Source organism: Mycoplasma sp. 2045 (assembly GCF_024582715.1).
Taxonomy (GTDB): domain Bacteria; phylum Bacillota_I; class Bacilli_A; order Mycoplasmatales; family Metamycoplasmataceae; genus Mycoplasmopsis.
On sequence record NZ_CP102083.1, the window covers coordinates 401053 to 420821 of the forward strand.

The 19769-nt window shown below is 27.7% G+C and carries 3 protein-coding genes; all 3 read right to left on the reverse strand.

From position 1 onward, the window contains the following. Positions 1-867, reverse strand: coding sequence for a DUF515 domain-containing protein (locus NPA13_RS01770; protein ID WP_257088646.1), 867 nt, complete (start codon positions 865-867; stop codon positions 1-3). Positions 868-1174: 307 nt separating this feature from the next. Beyond that, positions 1175-9394 (reverse strand): lipoprotein 17-related variable surface protein, encoded by an 8220-nt coding sequence (locus NPA13_RS01775; RefSeq protein ID WP_257088648.1) that lies wholly within the window; start codon positions 9392-9394, stop codon positions 1175-1177. A 351-nt stretch (positions 9395-9745) separates the two neighbouring features. Then, the gene (locus tag NPA13_RS01780; RefSeq protein ID WP_257088650.1) at positions 9746-19588 is read right to left on the reverse strand and encodes a lipoprotein 17-related variable surface protein; all 9843 of its coding nucleotides are present in this window, start codon (positions 19586-19588) and stop codon (positions 9746-9748) included. Positions 19589-19769 lie beyond the last annotated feature (181 nt).

The following is a 19769-nucleotide window of genomic DNA, read 5'->3' on the forward strand; positions in this document are numbered from 1 at the left end:
TTATTTGTTTTTGTTTTTTCTTCTAGCAGCAGTCGCAATGAAAATACCACTTAAGAAGGCAATTAATGAACCAGCAACAACATATGGTCATACTAAGCGTGGAACTCTGTTAACTAATGATTTTTTAACAGCAGTTGTTAAAACATTAAGATCTTTGATTTTTGAAACATCAAGAGCTAATTGTTTCATATTTTTAACATCATCTGATTTTATGTCGCTTCTGTCTTTAAGTTGAATGTTGAAGTAATCGTATGTTGTTAATAATTTTTTAAACTCATTTAAGTTAGCTAAATCTAATTGTTTAGCTGTTTTATTAAATTTGTATTCTGAAACTTTTGATGTTAAGTAGTCAACTAAGTCAAGTAAGTTTTGAGCTTTAGCAACTGCTTTTTCTCCAGATTCTTCTTTGTATGATTTTGAATTGAACATAGCAATTTTATTTTCAATTTGTTTTCTTAAAGCATTTGCTTTTTCAGTTCCATATGTACTTGCTAAGTATTGGTTTGTTAAGCTTTCTAACTCAGATACTTGTTCATCATAGTTAGCTTTGTTTAAAGCTTTAGCATCTTCAATAGCTTTTTGTAGTTCTTCAATTGATTTAGCAGATTTAATAGCTTCAGAAGCTTTGAATTTTTCTGAATCATATGGATATGGTTCATCTGATAAGAATGATAAGTCGTTAAGTGATTTAACTGCTTCATTCTTTGTATCATTGAATTTCGTTCTTCCTTCAAGAGTATCAGTTTCAGGATTTGTAGTTGTTACAGTTTCAGTTGTTGCACTTACTGTTGTAAGTAAAGCAATTGGAGCTGTAACTCCTGCGCTTAAAGGTAAAAGAATTCATTTTTTCTTGTTTTTTAAGTTCATAAAATTTCCTTTTTCAATAAATACTTAAGGAAGCTAAAAATATTAATTTTTAAGCTAGAAAAGCACTTATTTTATTCTTTTCTTTTTATAAGTCAAATATTCATATTAATTATACTTATAAATATCATAAAAATCAACTTTGAAGCATCTTTTTTTTTTTTTTTTTACAAAAATGCAATTTTTTACATATTTTACCTTAAATTTTACATTTATGAAATTTTTAGATTTTTAAAAAATACAAAAAAATCAGCACTATTTTTATCTAGTACTGATTGATTTTGATTGTTTATTAAACTTAGTTAAATTCTTATTTCTTTCTACCAAATACAAAGATTAACATACCAATTAATCAAGTTACAGCTGAAGCAGCTACAAAGTATGGTCAGATTAAGATTGGTGATGTTTCTTTTAATGATTTTACAATCGCTGTTGTAAGTACGTTTAAGTTGTTAATCTTTGCAATATTAGAAATAATTTGTTTTAAGTTTTTAACATCATCAGCTTTAATTTGTGATTTATCTTTTGTAGCAATGTTAAAGTAATTATTATCATTTAAAGCTTTTGAGAACTGGTCAATATTGCTTAATGATGAAGCTTCTGATGATGTATTAAATTTAGGTTTTGATACATCTGTTGTGATGTAATCAACTAAACTAAGTAAGTTTTTAGATTTAGCAATAGCTTCTGCACCATTTGTATCTTCAAATGATTTAGCAGCAAATTTTGCTAATGCTTCTTCCATTTTTTCTCTTAATTTATTTGATTTAGCTGTCCCATATGTACTTTGTAAGTATTCATTAGTTAAGTTATCTAATTCACTTACTTTTGCATCATAGTTAGTTTTATTAAGAGCATTAGCATCTGAAATTGCTTTAGCTAATGATTCAGCATCTGTAGCGTTTTTAATAGCTTCAGAAGCTTTGGATTTTTCTGAATCCGATAAGTATGAAAGTTTAGCAAGTTCTTTAAGAGCTTCTTCTTTAGCAGCATCTAAGCTTACACTTCCATCAAGAGCAGCAATTGCATTGTTTAATTTATTTGTTAAATCAACGATATTATCTACTGGCTCATTAAAGTTAGTAATATCTTTAATTGCTTCTACATTAGCTTTAGCTTCATCAAAGTTAGTTTTTGGTTGTTCTGAAGCTTCTGTGTAAGCAATTGTTTTTTGTGCTTTAGAAGCTTTATCTAGAGCTTCTTTAGCATTATTCATTAAAGTAGCATTGTTTACAATGTTATTTACATCTACAATAGCTTCTTTAGCATTAATATCAGTTTTAGCAGCATCTTTTTGTGCTTCTGATAAGTAACTTAACTTATCAATAGCAGCAATAGCATCTGCTTTAGCTTTTGCTAAGTTTGAATCTCCATTTAATGCTTTGTGAGCATCTTTAAGAGCTTGTACTTTGTCTTGTAAGTTTTCTACAGCGTTCTGGAAGTCTTCTTTGCTTTCTAATGAAGCTAAATTATCTAACGCTTTAGTTAATGCATTTTGTTTGTCTGCATCAGCTTCTTTGAATTGAACTTTTTCTTTAACTGGGGCAATGTCTTTAATTGTTCCTAGAGCGTCATCAACTGCTGTTGTATTTGAAACAATGTTATTTACATTGTCAATTGTGTTTTGTTTTTCAACTTTAGCTTTAGCAGCAGCTTTTTGTGTTTCTGAGATGTTTTGTAATGCATCAATAGTTTTCTTAGCTTCTTTTTTATACTTGTCTAATTCATTTAAGAAACCACTTAAAGTAATAGTTTTGAAGTTTTCTGATTCAATATCAGGGAAGTTTTCTTTAGTCGAAGCAATTTTATATTTAAAGGTAATTGAGCCATTGGTATCATCAGCACTTAACTCAATAATTTTTAAATTAGCTTGATTAATCGCTTCATTATCTAAGTTCATATCAAAATATGTACTTAGATTATTTAATACTTCATCTTTATTAGCTAATAATTCTGAAGGTAAAATTTTAGCTTGATTATCTAATTTATATTCAACATGGGCTTGAACTGTATCATCAGCTAATAAATTATTAATTCTTTCTTGTTCAGTTAAAAATCCGTTAATAGTGAATTCTTTATCATCAACATGAATGTCATTTAAACCGTCTCTTGTTGAATAAATGCTATAAGTACCGCTTAAAGTACCATTTCTTTCATCACGGGTTTTATTACTAATTCTAATATTTGTGGTTTTAGCATCATTTTTATTTAAATTACTGATAGTAATTGTAGTATCTGAAGCTTGTTTTTTATTTTTATCACTAACACTGTTATTAAAATCAAAAACTAGATCTTCTAATCTTTGTAATTCAGTTTTAAAACCACTTAATTTATTAGTATTAGCACTTCTTGTTTCATTAACAATAATTTCTGCACCTTCTAAACCTGGTTTAGTTGATTGCAAGGTATAAGTTACTTTGATATATCCTTCACGATCATCACGTTCGGTAATAGTTAATGAATCTTCTTTAACTTTAATGTGATTTTGTTCTAAAGTTTCATCATTGTTTAATTTAACAATTACTTTTGAATCAATTACATCATTTTTATTATAAAGTGGTAAGTATTGATCACGATTTGCAAAATCAAGCACAATTTTTGGTAAGAAGTTTTCAATTCTTCTTTTCTCTTCTTCGATATTAGTTAAGAAGCCAGTGAAATTAACAGGAGTTGATTCTTTAGAAATTACTTTTTGTTCATTGAATGTTTCTTTTCAATTGCTTACTAATTTTTTCAAATCAGTTTGATCAGTATTTACTTGTCTATTTGAAATTAATTTGTATTTAACTCCAATTTGACCTGTATTATCATTAGCATCTGTTAGAAGTAAATCAGAGCTATGATCGCTTGTATTGTTAGCATTTTCTTTAATTGAAGCACTAAAATCATCTTTATTTAAAGTTGAAGCTTTTTTATTTTCTTTATTAACAGTGTTATTTAATGAAATATTATATGGATTAGTATCAACTAATTTATTTAATCTTTGTAATTCTGTTTCAAATCCAGTAATAATAATTTCTTTAGTATCAGAAACTACAGAATCAAAGTCTGGTTTAGTTGATTTAATTTGAAAACTTAAACGAATTTCACCAGTTAAATCATTGTAACCAACAATTTTTTGATTAATGAATTCATAATTATCTTTATTTAATGTATCTCAAGTTCAATTAGTTGTTGCATCTGTTAAACTTGAAGCTTGTTCATTTGCTTTATTTGGATAATCAATACGATAAATAAAACCATTTTCAACTTTGTCACTAAAATCAAGAGAATCTAATCTTTCTTTTTCAATTTGCTCTAAAGTTTTAAAGCCACTTAAAGTACCTGATTTGTTATATTGGTCGCTTGAAGTTACAGTATCCAAGTTTTGTGAGTTAACCACACCTCTATTAGAAATAATTTGTCAAGTATAACTAATTTCACCTGTATTATCATTAGCTGATTTATCTACTACTTTTAAGTTATAGCTTGTATCTTGATTAGTTGTTAATTTATTTAAAATTAAATCTTTTAATAATTTTGATGCCTTTAATTTATTATATTTGTCGCTTGAAATATTTTTAATTCCAGCTTCAATTGTTAAGTTTTGCATGATTTCATCAAGACGCATTTGCTCAGTCTTAAAGCCATTAATTTGTGCATATTTATTCTCTGAAGTTACATCTTGATAAATTTCATCGCTTTTTTCAGAAACTAAATGGTATTGGATTCTAATAGAACCATCAATTTCATTTCTTGCATCAATATTATCAATTACAACTCTAGCTTCTGGATTAGTTTCTTTAATAGTTTTAATTACTTTTTTAATAACTGCATCTGAAGGTAAGGTTTCATTTTTATCTTCATAATCTAATACAACAGTTAAATTATTTAAACGTTCTTTTTCTGCATCGCGATCTATTCTATCTTGCTCTTCCTTAGTTCTAAAACCATCAATTACTGAGTTTTTATTATTACTTTCAGGGGCAACAAAATTATCAATTTCTCAATTTGAAACTAATTCATTTTGTGTTTTAGTTGAAATTAATTTGAGATTTAAAGTATTTTCTCCAGCTTGATTATTTGGAGTAATTGAATTAATTTCTATATTAGCTTTGTTGGTAGTTTTTTTAGTTTCATCATAAGCATAATTATTTTTATTATTAGCTGGTGCAACTGAAGGTAATTGGTCCTTTTTAGTTCCATCAAAACTAATATCTTCTTTACTTAAAGTATTTAAAAGTTCATTTAATCTTTGACTTTCAGTTTTAAAGCCACTAAGAATAATTTCTTTGGTATCAGATTCCACATTGCTTTGATTACTTTTTAGTTTATATGAAAGTTTAATTTCACCAGTAATGTCATTGTAACCAATAATTTTTTTATCAATTACACTAATGTTAGAATCTTTGGCACTTAAAGTAATTTCATCAGCATTATATTCAGAAGCTAATTTATTTTTAGTTACATTTATTTCTAAATCATCAATTCCTTTAGCATTTAAATTTTCTGTTTCTTTCTCATTTTCTTTTTCTCTCTGAGCAGTAGTTTGAAAAAGACTTAAAGAATAAGTTCTTGACTGAGAAACAATCTCGTTATTTGGAATATCTGTTCGTGTAGATAAGAGATGATATTTGAAAGTAACTGTGCCGTATTGGCTATCTCTTGCAGTAATTTCATCAATTATTAATTTAACTTTATTATTTGATCCTGCTAAGTAACCTGATAATTGTGCTAATTCAACTTCATCTACAGTAGTTTTGTTTTGTGGTTTATCACCATTAAATTCAAAATTTTTAGATCTATTTCTTAATAAATCATTTAATCTTTCCTCTTCAGTCATATAGCCATTAATAGTTATAGTTTTAAGATCTGAAGTAAGAACTTTACTATTTTTATTACTTTGCACCACAAAATTAGCTACTAATGTTCCAGTTCTATCATCTCAAGATTTAATTGATTTAACCACAACGGTTTCATTTGAATGATCAACATTATCATTACGATCAAAAGCAATATTAACTTCTGATAATTTATTTACGAATTCTGATGCTTGTGCAAGAGGATCAGGAGTGCCTAAAAAATTACTTGCATTATAGCTATTAATAGTTTTTTGTTCTTTTTCTTCGCTGGTCATAAATCCAGTTATTTTAGTAGTTAAACTTTTGTTTGAAACAACTTTTTGATTATCTAAGTTATCTTTGGTTGATTCTAATTTATAAGTTACAATTGCCCCACTTGGATCATCTGGATCAGGTTCAATTTTATCGATAATTACTTTAGCATTATTAGTTGGAGTAATAGAGGTTGTAAAATTATCTTTAGTTAAGTCACTAACAGCAAAAGATTTTTTATCTGTGCCATTAAAATCAACAGTTTTAGTAACAGCTTCATCTTGAACTAATTGATCTAATCTTTCCTGTTCAGTTAAAGTGCTTAAGGCATCATCATTATTTAAAGTATAAGTTTTACTTGATTGAACACTTTCAAGATTTTCTTTAGTTGATTGATATTTGTAACTTAATTCTAATTTACCTGTTACTTCATTTGGATTTGAAATAACTAAGTCAACTGGTTTAGCATCTTTTGGAAGAGTATCATTATTAAATTCAATTTCATCATTTGAAATTTCGCTTGCTGTATCAGTTGTTTTTATATTATCTTTAACTTTGGCAGTTGCAGTATTTAATCCATTTAATCTTGCAACTTCAGCTTCATAACGTTCTTGTCCATTTAAAGCATTAATTGCCGCTTTAATTTTTTCGTTTAAAGCGTCAACTGTTGCTTTATTCATCAAATCAGAATTGTTTTCAGTATTTAAAGCAGTTACTAAATCTTCTGCTTCTTTAATCGCACCACTTTTTACATTGTTATTTTTAGTTGGGTTACCATCATAAGCAGCTCTTAAATCATTAGTGGTATAAGTGTAATCATTGCTTGAAGTAACTTTTTCTTGATTAGAAATATAGTCTTTTAAAGTCTTCATTGAAGAATCTAAAGCCTTATTAGTTGTATCTTGATTATTAACATCTTCAATAGTATTTTTGCTATTAATTAATTCAATTGCTTTTTCTTTTTGTTTTTGTGTTAAATATGAATATTCAGAATTAATTTTTCTAATCGCTTCATCTTTAGCAGCTTTTAATCTCTCATCACCATTTAAAGCAGTAACTGCATCATTAAGTGCTGTAATTTTTCCATTTACTTGCTCTAAAGTTAAATTAGACCCACTCGTTTTATTAATGTCATTTTCTTTAGTAGTAATTAAATTTTCTAAAGTATTTTGATTATCTGCTTGAGTATAATCAGTAGTTGTTCTAATTGATTCTATATCAGCTGGACTTTGACTATAACTTTTCATAGCATCGTCAAGTTTTTTATTTTCAGCATCTTGATTATTAACAGCATTTACAGTTGTTAATGCTTCAATTTTATTAATTGCATCTTCTTTTTGCGCATTATTTAAATATGTGTAAGCAGTATCTAATTTATTTTTTGCTTGTTTTTTAGCTTCTGCTAGATTTTCATCACCATTTAAATCTTCTCTTGCTTGTTTTAAAGCTGCAATTTTTTGATTAATTTGTTCAATTGTTAAATTGTCAGTTGAACTTGTTAAATCAGTGTTTCTTTGATCTAAAGCATTATCAAAAGCGGTTTTTTTATCACTATCTGCTTCAGTATAATCAGTGATTTTCTTAATTTTTGCTACATTGGTTGCATCACTGTTTGAATCATCTTTGAATGTTTTTTTATAATCATTCATTTTTTGATTTACTGTTTCTGCTTCAGTTAAAATTGCATTTAATTTTGTCGCATCATTAGTTTTTGAATCATCAATTTTAGTTTTAAAATATTCTTTTTGTGCTGGATTTAAACTATCTAAATTATCTATTTTAGCTTTTGTAATTGTTTTAAGTAGAGGGAAATCATATGGATTAATATTTTTATCCATATTTTCAGAATTAATTAAAGTTTTATATGTGTTTTTTTCTGTGTTTCCTAAAGAAGTTTGATCAATTAAATTATTAGCATTTTCTTTCATTTTGCTAAAAATTTGTTGTTCAATTTGTTCAATTTTGGCACTTTTAGCTTGTTCGTTCAAATTTGAATCTTTATAAACGTTTTTAATTTGTTCACGATAAGGATCTTTTTGTTGTTCGTTAGTTCATAAACTAAATTTATTTATAATTTCTTCTACATTTGAATCTGCTTCAATTGAATTTTTGATCTCGTCTCCTATAGTTTGCAACTCAGCATAATTATCTGCATTATCACCCAAACTATCGATTCTTTCAGTATAGTGTTTTTTTTGCTCATCAGATAATGAAGAATCTGAAAGTATTTTTTGTAATTCTGCAACTTTTTCTCTGTATTTTAATAAACCTTCTAATTTATCTTCAGCAACTATATAAGTGTTTAAACCTGTTGCTAATTCTTCATTAGTAGTAGTTAAATTTAATATTTTTCGTTTCTTCCTGTCTCAACCTGTACTACTAATTGTTCCATTAATAGCTGTGTTCAATTCATTTAATTTTTTTTGTAATTCTTGCAATTGAGTTGTTAATTTTTCTTTTTCATTATCAAAATCAGTTTTTTCAGGTTCATCAGGTTCAAATTTATAATCAAAAGAAGCTTTTTTTGCTTGATAAGTAGCTAATTTGGTTCTAATTTCAGCAATTTTGTTATTTATTCCAATTAATCCATTATCCCCTAATAATTCCAAAGCTTTGTCATGGTTTCCACCCTTAGCTTTTTCATCAGCATTTAAGTTTTGACTATTTTTTAATCAATTCAATAATGTATTACTTAAATCCTGTGGAATATTTCTATTTAAATTATTTGAATCATTTGGATCTACAGTTGCATTTTTTAAAATAGTTACAAAATTATCATAATATGCTCGTGGAGCATTATAAACTTCTTTTTTTAATTCTGCTTGAAGTTCGTCTAAAATAAACTTTTCAAATTCTTGAAAAGTATTAAATCTTCCGCGATATTCACTAAGTGTTTTAAAAGTTGTTAAATCTTTTATTTTTTGATCAAATACTTCAATTGCATTTTCAGCTGCATGATCTTCATCAGTAATGGCTTCGTTAGGCATAAATCTTCATTCAAGTGAACCTTTTTTGTTTTCATAATAAGTATCAGCATATAGATAATATCTATCTAAAAATCAATTTTCAATTTCTTGAATTCACTTGTTTTTAGAATTCTCATCATTAATTTGATTAAAACTTGGTAATTGAATAAAAAAATCATAAACTGATTGCAATTGATTTTTATCAATTGCAAAATCTATTATTTCTTTATACTTTCTTGAAGTTTTGTGCTTTTCAGGCATTTTTAAATTACCAATTCATTGTTCAATTTCAGTTCAACTTGTTGTATCACCCTTTTTTTGTTGTTCAATAAAAGTTTTTAATTCTTCAGCTGCCGTTCTTTGAAACTCATTTCAATTTTCCTGATTGGCAGCATTAATAGCTGAAACTAAAAATAATGATGATGCTATTACCCCACCAAAAGAAAGAAAAATTTTTCTACTTTTCTTCATTTTAATAACACACCTTTCCTATATATATATATATATTATATACCTATGGAAGAAATGTGAAAAAATTAAAACTTTTTTGAAAATTGCATTAATTTCAGGTATGACATTAATTCCTGTGGCATTTGTTGCTTCTTGTGAAGATTCTAAACAAAAATAAACAGGAAACTAATAGTGGACAGAAGGATTAATTAGACATAATAACACCTCAATGTTGTTGAGGTGGTTTTACATTTATGAAATTTTTAAGTGTTTTTGTGAAATTTTTTGGTTTTTAAAAAATACAAAAAAATCAGCACTATTTTTATCTAGTACTGATCGATTTTAGTTGTTTATTAATTGTTAATTAACTTCTTATTTTTTCTTTCTACCAAATACAAAGATTAACATACCAATTAATCAAGTTACAGCTGAAACAGCTACAATGTATGGTCAGATTAAGATTGGTGATGCTTCTTTTAATCTTTTATCAATAGTTGTTTGTTTAACTACATCTTCGTTGTTATGAGAGTTAAGATTATTTAAAATTTCATCTGAATCAGCAATTGCTTTATTAATTGCATCTTGTTTAGCTTTAGTTAATTTTTCAAATTTCTTAGATTTGGTTAAATCAACTAAATCATTTTTAGCTTTAGTCAATTCTTCAGCATCAACATATAATTGAGAAATTTGATTATGTTTATTATCAAATTCTGTGCTTGTAGCATTATTATCTAAAATGTTATTGATTAATGTCGCTTTGGTTGTGTCATTAAGCACGTCGCTTGCTTTAACTTGTTGAATTAATTTGTCTTTAGCTTTAACGTTATTTAAGTTATTTATAAAGCTTGAATCATTAGCTAAATTCAATGTTTCGCTAATTAATTTACCTCTGGTTTCATCAGAAATTTTGTTGTCTGTAGCCTCTTGATATAATTGATCAATTAAGTCTAATCTAGCTTTTTCATTGTCTAATTTATTAGCAAATTCATCGCTTGTTTCATCTAATTCTCTAATGTTTTGAGAAATTGAATCTTTTTGTTCTTGTGTTAAGTTAGGATTTTGTCTAACTTGATCAATTGCTTCTTGTTTCTTGTCAATGTTTTTAGCTATTTCATTGTAGTTTTGTTCAATTGGATTGTTAGCTAAAACATCTTTAACTAATTTAGCTTTATCATTGTCACTTAAAGTTTGATCATTATTAATTTTTCTTAATTTATTTAATTGATCTTTGATGTTGTCAAAGCTTACTAAAGCATTTTCGCTATTAGCGTTAATTGGGTCTAATTCAGCAATTAATGCATCTTTTTGAGCTTGTGGCAAGTCTGATTGGTTAATTTGTTCGTAAAGTTCGGCTTTTTTATCAACATTACTAATTTGATGATCAAGACTTGATTTGGTTTGATTGTTATCTAAGTCAATAATTTCATTAACTAGATTTGCTTTATTTTCTTTAGTTAACTCATCATTTGCTTTAATTTCTTCAATAGCTTTAACTTTAGCTGAAATATTATCTGCTTGTTTGTTAAAGTCATCAGAATCATTAGGAATATTATGAACTTGATCAATTAAAGCTTCTTTAGTATTTTCATCTAAATTAGGGTTTTGTTTAATTTGATCAATTAAATTCAATTTAGATTCAATGTTATTTAATTTATCAGTTAATTTACTGTCATCATGAGGCACATTAATTACTTCATTTACTAATTTGTTTTTGTCTTCATCGCTAATGTGTTCATTAGTTTGAATTTTTTCAATTAGTTTAGCTTTTTGATCAATGTCAGCAATTTGATTTTCTAAATCATCTTGTTTATTGTCCAAGTTAGCAACTTCATCAATTAATTGTGATTTTTGATCATCAGTTAAATTAGGATTGCTTCTGATTTCTTTAATTTTATTTTCTTTAAGTTCTTCATTAGCTAATTGATCAGCGAATGTTTTATCTCTAGGGTCTAATTGACTGATATTATCACTTAATTTTGCTTTATCTTCAGCGTTTAATTGAGAGTCATCAGTGGCGTTAATTCTTTCATAAGCTTTTTCTTTAGCTTTAATGTTGTCTAATGTATCACCATATGAATTTTTTTCATCTTCGCTGTTTAATTTATCATCAACATTAGCTTTTTCAATATCGTCGATTAAATCTGCTTTTTGTTCAGCTGTTAAATTAGCATTGTTTTTAACATCATTAATTAAGTTTGTTTTATTAACGATTTTATCTAAATTATCTTTGAAGTTTTGAACTTCATCAGCATTATCCGAATTAGAAGGAATAACTAAGTCTTTAACTCGATCTATTAAAGCTTGTTTTTCAGCAGGAGTTAAGTTTTTATTTTCATTAACTTTTTCAATTGCTTTTTCTTTAGCATATTCAAAGTTCTTATCACCGTCAAGCGCATTTTTTGCATCAATTAAAGCTTTTTGTAATTCTAATACTTTAGCAACATCTTCATTTGCACCTTGTTTACTGATTAATTCATCAACTTTGGTTTTAGCTTCATCATAGTTGGCTTTTGGTTCTTGAGAAGCTGCGACATATTTAGGATTATCTGGTTGAGTTAATTCATCATTAATTGCCTTAGCAGTTTCTTTTAATTGACCCATAGCATTATTTAATGTTTGAGCCTTATCAACCACTTTATCAACATTAGCTAACAATTTAGCTTTATCAACTTCTTCAATTAAATCTGTTTTTTGAGCGTCATTAAGATGTTCAAGACTATTAATTACGTTTTTTGCTTCAGCTTTTTTGTTATTTATTTTTTCATCGCCGTCAAGGTTTTGAGCAGCAACATTTAATTTTTCAATTAATGAATCTGTGTTGTCAATACTTAATTCAGCACTTCCATTTTCTTTATCAGCTAAATTGCTTGCATCATTAAATGCTTTATCAAATTCACGCATTTTTTCTTCAGTTGCATTTTTGTAATCAACACTATTAGGTATGTCTTGATTGTCAGCAACTGCTTGTTTAAGCTCAGCCATTTTTTCATCTAATGCTTCTGCTTCTTCAGTTACAGATCTAACATCTTCAGGAGTTGTAGCTTTATCAACTTTAGCAATTAAAGCTAATTTTTGAGCATCATTAATATTTTCTAAAGCATTAATTTTAGCAATTTCTTCAGCTCTAACTGTTTGAATGTGTTCTTTACCATTTAAGTTATTAATTGCTTCATGAACCGCATTGATTTTTTCTTCAATCTTGTCATTGTTTAAGATGTCTTTTGTGTCATCACTTGATTCGTTTAAAGCTATTTTATAGTATTTTAAAGCTTGAATAGCATCATCATATGCTTCTCTTAAATCTTCTTCTGAACCTGTGTAATTAATATCGTTTTTAATCTGAGTTTCGTTGTTTAAGTATTGACCAAGTGTAGCCATTGTACCATTAACCAAAGCATTATTTGCGTCAACAGAATTTACATCAGCAACTCTATCTTTTTCATTGATTTTAGCAATTGCTTCTGCTTTTTGTTGAGCGGTTAAGTTAGTGTAAACTGGGTTTTTGCCTTCGATTTTAGCAATAGCATTTTCTTTAGCTTGAGCAACTTTTTCATCACCATTTAAGCCATTAATTGCGCTATTAAATTCAGCAATTTTAGCATCAATTTGTTCAGCACTTAAGTTTGTGCCGTTGGCTCCTAAATCTTCAGCTCTAATTGCAATTTGATTATTGTATCTTGTTTGACGATCTTCATCTGCTTCAACATAATCTGTTGATTGTTTGTTAACTTCAGCTATATCTTTGTAAGCTTTCATTTTGTCATCAATTGCTTTAGCTTTTTTAACAATATTATTAGCTTCACTTGCTAGGTTATTTTTAACTTCTTGAGTTAAGGCTAATTTTTGAGATGGATTCAAGTTAGTTAAATTATCAATTGTTTCAATAGCTTGGATTTTAGCTGTTTCATCGGCTTTGGCTTGATCCAAAAGATTTTTAACATTAATTGCAAAATCTTTTTTTGTCTTATCTAATGTGGTAACATCAATTTTAGCAATATATGTATCTTGTTCAGCTTTATTTAAATTGTCTAATTTGTCTAATTCATCTTTGGCATTAGTTTGTGCATATTTAAGTGCCTTGCCATAAATTGCTTCTGTTTCTTCTTGTGTTGGAACTTTAGGTAATTTTTCAATTTCGGCTATTGATAAGCCTTTTTGGTTTTCGTTTAGACTTGGGAAATGATTGCTAATGTCATTTCTTAATACTTCTCTATTGCCATCAAGTGCTTCATCGGCGACTTTTAAGGTTTCTTTACTTTGGTTTGCTTCATCAGCTAAATCATTTAATGAATCAGCAGTTGCATTGCTTAAATCTTTAGCTTTTAATTCAGCTAATTTAGCTTTAGCATTTTTTAAGGCTTGATCAACAGCTTCTTTTCTGTCTTGCGCATCGTTGGTATAAATGCTTGTTGCAACTTTAGCTTCTGTAGAAGTAATTTGTTTTTCTAAGTCACCAAGAGCTAAGTCTAATTTTTGAGCTTTTTCTAAGATTTTTTGTGCAGCTTCTTCATCAGTAGCATTATTTAATAAGTCTTTAATGTTATCTTTTTGATCTTCTGATAAATTATCAAGTTTATCAACTGCTTTAGCTTTTTTGTTTTTGTTTTCTTCGCCATCAAGTGCGTTGTAAGCTTTTTCTAATTCTTTTAATGCTTGATCAATTGTTGCTTTATCTGTGTTTTGGCTTAATAATTCTTTAATTTTTGCTAATTCAGCATCGTAATTAGCTTTAACATCATGAGAAGCAAATTGATAGTTATCTAAAGTTTTGTCTGCTGAATAAGCATCATCATTTAATTCTAAATTAGCATTTTCTATTAATGATTTTAGTTCGTTTAAAATGGTTACTTTAGCATTTGTCATTGCTTGATCTAAATTATTAGCTTTTTCTTTAATGGCTTCAATTTGATCAACATTTGAATTGGTAATTTCTGTAACTAATGCATCTTTTTGAGCTTGATTTAAATCATTTAATTGTTTAATATGTTTAATTGCTTGTTCTTTAGCATTATTGTCTGCCTGAGCAGCTTGAATAATAGTTAATAAATTAGCATCTGGTGAAGCAATTGTTGCTTTTTGAGCATTATCCAGTTGTTGTTTGTATTTAGTTTGTTCATCATTGCTTAAGTTTGCTAAAGCAGCTACAATTTCATTAGCTTTTGCTTTAGCTCCGGCAAAAGCAGAGCTGAGTATTTCATCAACTTTGCTTTGGTCTGGATTATTTTGATCCAAAGTTTCAATTTGTGTTAAGAATCTTTGTTTATCAATTAATAAACTATTGTCATAGTTATTAATTTCATCTCTTAAAATTTGTCTTTTGCCATCTAATTTTTCAATTTCATCATTTAATTTTTTTGTTTCATTAACAACGTTTGTGTTAATTTGCGTTAATTTATCTAAACTATCTATGTTGGCAAAATTGTCTTGTTTAAAGTTATTTAAGGTTTTTTCTGCTGCGCTAATTGCCTTATCAAACGCAGTGTGTTTAGCTTTTGTATCATTCGTATAAATATCTTTAGCTTGTTTAGCTTTAGCTTCTGCTATTTTGTCAATTAAAGCTTGTAGATTGGCATTTAATTTTTCTGCTTCTTGGTAAATTTTATCAGCTTGCTTAGCTGAAGAAGCGTTGTTAATTAATTCTTTAATTTTAGCTTTTTGATTAGCACTTAAATTACCTAATTGATCTATTTTATTGTTTAATTCACTAACTTTGTTATTACCATTTAAAGCATTGTAAGTGGCATGAAGATCACTCAATGTTTTTTCAACTTTTTGAAGATCTCCGTTTGTGCCTGTTTTTTTATTTAATAATGCTTGCGCAACTGACAAAGCAGTATCATAAGCTTGTTTTAAGTCATCGCTTGCTAATTTATATATAACATTAGTTTTTTCATCACTATTTTGATTGTCATTTAATGAACCATTATTAGTTAAAACTTTTAATTGATCAACAACAGTTGTGCTCAAAGCGCCCATTTTGTCATTTAAAACACTAGCATTATTAAACATTTGCTCGGAAGTTTGTTTGTCAGTAGCATTTCTAATTTGATCAGCTATTCTGTAAGCTTGATTGTCATTTAAATTAAGATACGTTGTAGCAACCTTATTAGCAATTTCATATTTTTCAACTTTAATTGTTAATTGATTTAATTTTTGAACTGTTTGCTCTTGTGCGTTTGCTTCATTTGAGAATGATGCTTGTTCTTGCTTGGTCAATAATTGACTATTGTTGATTTTTGCTAAAACTTCACGTCTTTTCTTTTCTAAAGTAGTTAAAAAGCCGTTTAAAACAATTGAATTTGTATCGCTTGAAACTTGGTCATTTAAGTTGGCAATACTTGATTGAAGTGCATAATCAACTGTAATTGTGCCGTTTTCGTCATTTTTAGTAATATTGTTTATTTTTACTAATGCATTTTGATTGTTTAAAGCACCAAAAACAATTTCATTATCTTGAATTTCAGAAGGTAACCTGTTTGCTTGATTGCTAATTGAATTGTTTGAAACTGTTAATGTGTTCTTTTTAATATTAGCAACCAATTCATTTAATCTTTCAACTTCTGTTTTAAAGTTGTTTACTGTTGCTTGTCTTTGTTCAGTTTCAATATCATTAATTCTTTTTGACTTAATTACATAATCAAAAGTTAATGTTCCAGTCTTATCATCAACAACAAATGAATTGTCTTTAAGAACAATTTCATCGGTTTTATCATTAATTCCATTTACATCAATATATTGAGCAAAGTTTTCTTTAGTAATTTCACGAGCCAATACCGATTTAGCTGTTTTAAGGGCAAATGTAGCATTTAAAGCATCGATTCTTTGTTTTTCTTGAACTCTATCAGCAGCAAAACCAGTAATTCAATTAGATGTTGTTTCATCACTTTGAATAGTTGTGTTATATAAGTTTTTAGTTGATTTTACAACAAAATTTAATTTTGCTCTACCGCTATCATCTAATTGCTCTTTTTGAGCTATTGCTTTAATTTCCACAATTGCGTCTGTTAAAGTATCAATTGGATAGAATTTGACTAATTGAGCATCTCTAACCAAGGTATTTGATTTTGTTTGATTATTAGCTTGATCATAACCAAATTTATTTTCATCAGAAGCTAATGCTTTAGTCATTCCATTAATTCTATTTTGTTCTTTAGCTAAGTTTAATGTTTTAGTGAAATCACTATCATTTTTATAAACTACATTTAATTTATTTGTATCTAAATTTGTATCAATTAATTTGTCGATTTCGCCTTTAAAAGTTTGTTTTTGAGCATCTGATAAGTTTTGTAAGGATTTAATTTGCGCTTTAACAGCACTAGCAGATTCTTTATAAACTGCATTAGAAATTTGCAATAAGTAACCATTAATTTCGTTTTGATCAGGTTTAGTTAAAACAAATTCTTGGTTGGCATTTGTTGCAAAATTATGACGATTGCCATATTCTGTCTCAGCAACATTTATTTTGCTAATTTTTCCAAATCAATTTGTTAAAGCGCTTGATTCGTTAGCAATGTCGTAGTATTTCTTAGCATCGATATAAACATACTTTTTAAATTCTTCAGCTAATTTACCACCATTGCCAAAAATATTGTCTAATGAAGTAACTAAGTTGTTAAAACCTGTTAAGTAATTTTGTTTTAAGTTGGCACTTAATAAATTAGTTTCTGAAGCAAAAACATTATTTGCTTTATTATTTTCATTGTCTGATCCAATTAATTGATTCATTAATTTTGTTCAAGCTGGTTCATTAACATTACTAAATTGTTCTCTAGCGTTTTGGCCATCTCAAACATAAGAAGTGTTAGCTTGATTTTTGTCAATTAATGTACTGCCACCTGTAAATAAATCACTTGTTTTGATTGTGTCTAATTCTTGATTAAATGTTTTGGTTTTAGTGTAAATGTCATTAGCTAAACTAACAGCTTTTTCTAGTTTTTGAATATCGCCTAAATAGTCATATTTTCAGTTTGCTTTTCAAGCGTTTGCTAGTGTTGTGCTTGATTGACCTTGATCATTTTTAACTTGAATATTTACAAAATCATTTAAAGCTTTATTTTTAATTTTTTCAATAAAGGTTTTAATTTGTTGTTTGTTGTATTCAGAATCGGCGATTACTGCGTAATTGTTAATTTTATCTTCTAATGCTTTTAAGTTTTTTAAACCATTTGGAGTGCCAAAGTTCGCTCCTTTTCAAATTGCTAGGGTTGATTGAAGATTGTTATAGCTAACAGTTGTTGGAGCATTTGATCTATCAAATAATTTTTCGCTTTGATTAAATTCATTACTCTTGTAAGCAGCATATTGTCAATAAGAAAATTTGCGAGAATCAATATTATTTTTGTAAGCAGGAGTTGAAAATAAATAATCCAACTTTTTAGTTCCATCATAGTCATCAACTGTTACTTTTTCATCGCTTGAAGCATAATTAACTGTTTCAAAGAACTTTTCTTCAATTTGTTTTTGCAAGTCATCATATGCCTTAACATAAGCAATTCATTCATTAAGATTTCTCTTGCCTGTTCCACCTGGTAAGTTGTAATCTTGATCTATTTGCTTTTCTAAATCTGCCATTAATTGTGCTTTTTGAAGATTCGTTAGTCATTTAGATTCTTTGATTGTTGCAATAACAGTACCATAATCAGTTAATGATCAAACAATGTTTGAATTTATGTTGGCTTCGCTTGAAAAGTTATTACGGTCGCTTAATGTGAATCTACCATTATTATTAGCAAATTTTCAATATTTTTTGCTTTTTTCATCTTGTTTAATAACTAATTCAATGTTAGATGCTTGTCAAGTAGAAGGTGTGGTTGATGCAGAATCAACGTTATCAATATCAATAGATTCTTGAATAACTGCTTTATTAGTAAAAGGTTTACTAAAATCAGAATAGTTGCTAATATTGTTTCTATTAATTTTTACAACTGAATTACTGTCATTTAAATTTTTAGAACTATTTAGTTGTGTATTAACTAAATAAAATTCTGCTTGTGGGGCGTTTAAATCTAAAGTATTAAATGATTTTTTAACTCTATCATCATATTCTTCTTTAATAATCAAATTGGTGTTTCTTCAAAAACTAGGTTTTTGCATAGAAAATTTTTGCAATAAGCTTTGATTATCATAACGATAGGCTTGAGTTGTTCCAAAAAACGATCTTGTTGTAGAGTTGAAATCGTTTGTAGTCGTACCATCCGAATTTATGTTAAATCTAACATCAAATTCTAATACCACTTCTTGTGGTCTAGCTTGTGTACCGCGACCTGAAGCAAAGTAAAAATAACCACCAAGACTATTACGAATTGTGATTCAACCATCTGATTTAGCAAAACTTGCAGCATCATTATATAAACCATTGTCAGGTTTATATAGTGCATATTTGTTTAAAAACGCTGCTCCATTAAAGCTAAAAATATCATGAACAATATCAGTTGTTCCCCAATCACTATTATCAGATCAACTTGTGTTTTTTGCTCCTGTTAAAGGATTTTCTGTGTAAAAAGCATTGTATCTACTTGAAAATTGTTTTGAAACGCTTTCTTCGCTTGTGCCGTCTGTAGTGGTAGTGTTTGAAATAACTGTAGGAGAAACAGTGGTACGACTAGTATAACTAAATGAGAAAGGGTCAATTGTTACGGTTTCGTGTCTTTCTAATTTAGGGCTTGTTTTATATTTTGATTTTCTCGCGTCATAAATTTTTACATCAATGTTGCTTGCCAAAACAATATCTTTAGAAAATCAAAAACCACCAGAAAAATAATTCTCGGGAATAAGCATTGAATCTTGGTCTTGATAAGCTCTCATCGACAAGTATCTAAGTCTAATTTTCTTAACGAAATTAGGATTTAAAGCGTTTGCGGAATCATCACTTGGATTTCAAATTGTTTTTTGTCCAGCGCTATTTTGTAATTCAACCCATCGACCATTTTCATAAATTTCCATAATTGTTTCAGGTTTTAAAGGGTCATCATTCTTTGGAAATCATGTTCGATCCACTTTTCCTCAAACTTCTTTGTTCCATGAACCTGTTTCATATTTTTCTACTGCTGTATTAGCGTTTCTTGTGGTTGTTGAAAAAATATTTATTTGGTCATAGTCACCTGTTTCGGCTTCTTTGTTATCAACTCTTATCAATGCTGATGGTAAAAATAGCAACAAAGGACTTGTTATTACTCCAATTGTTAAAAATTTCTTTATTAATTTTTTATTTGCCATATTCTTCTCTCTTCTTAAATTAAAAATTTATAATTAAATTTACAATTCTAAATTAAATTTAATAATTACCGTTATATATACATTAAATATTTAAGTTTAATTATAAAAATTTTTAATTATTTTACATTATATATGTAAAAAAAAAAAACTAGGACAAGAAAAGTAGACAGAAAATAAAAAC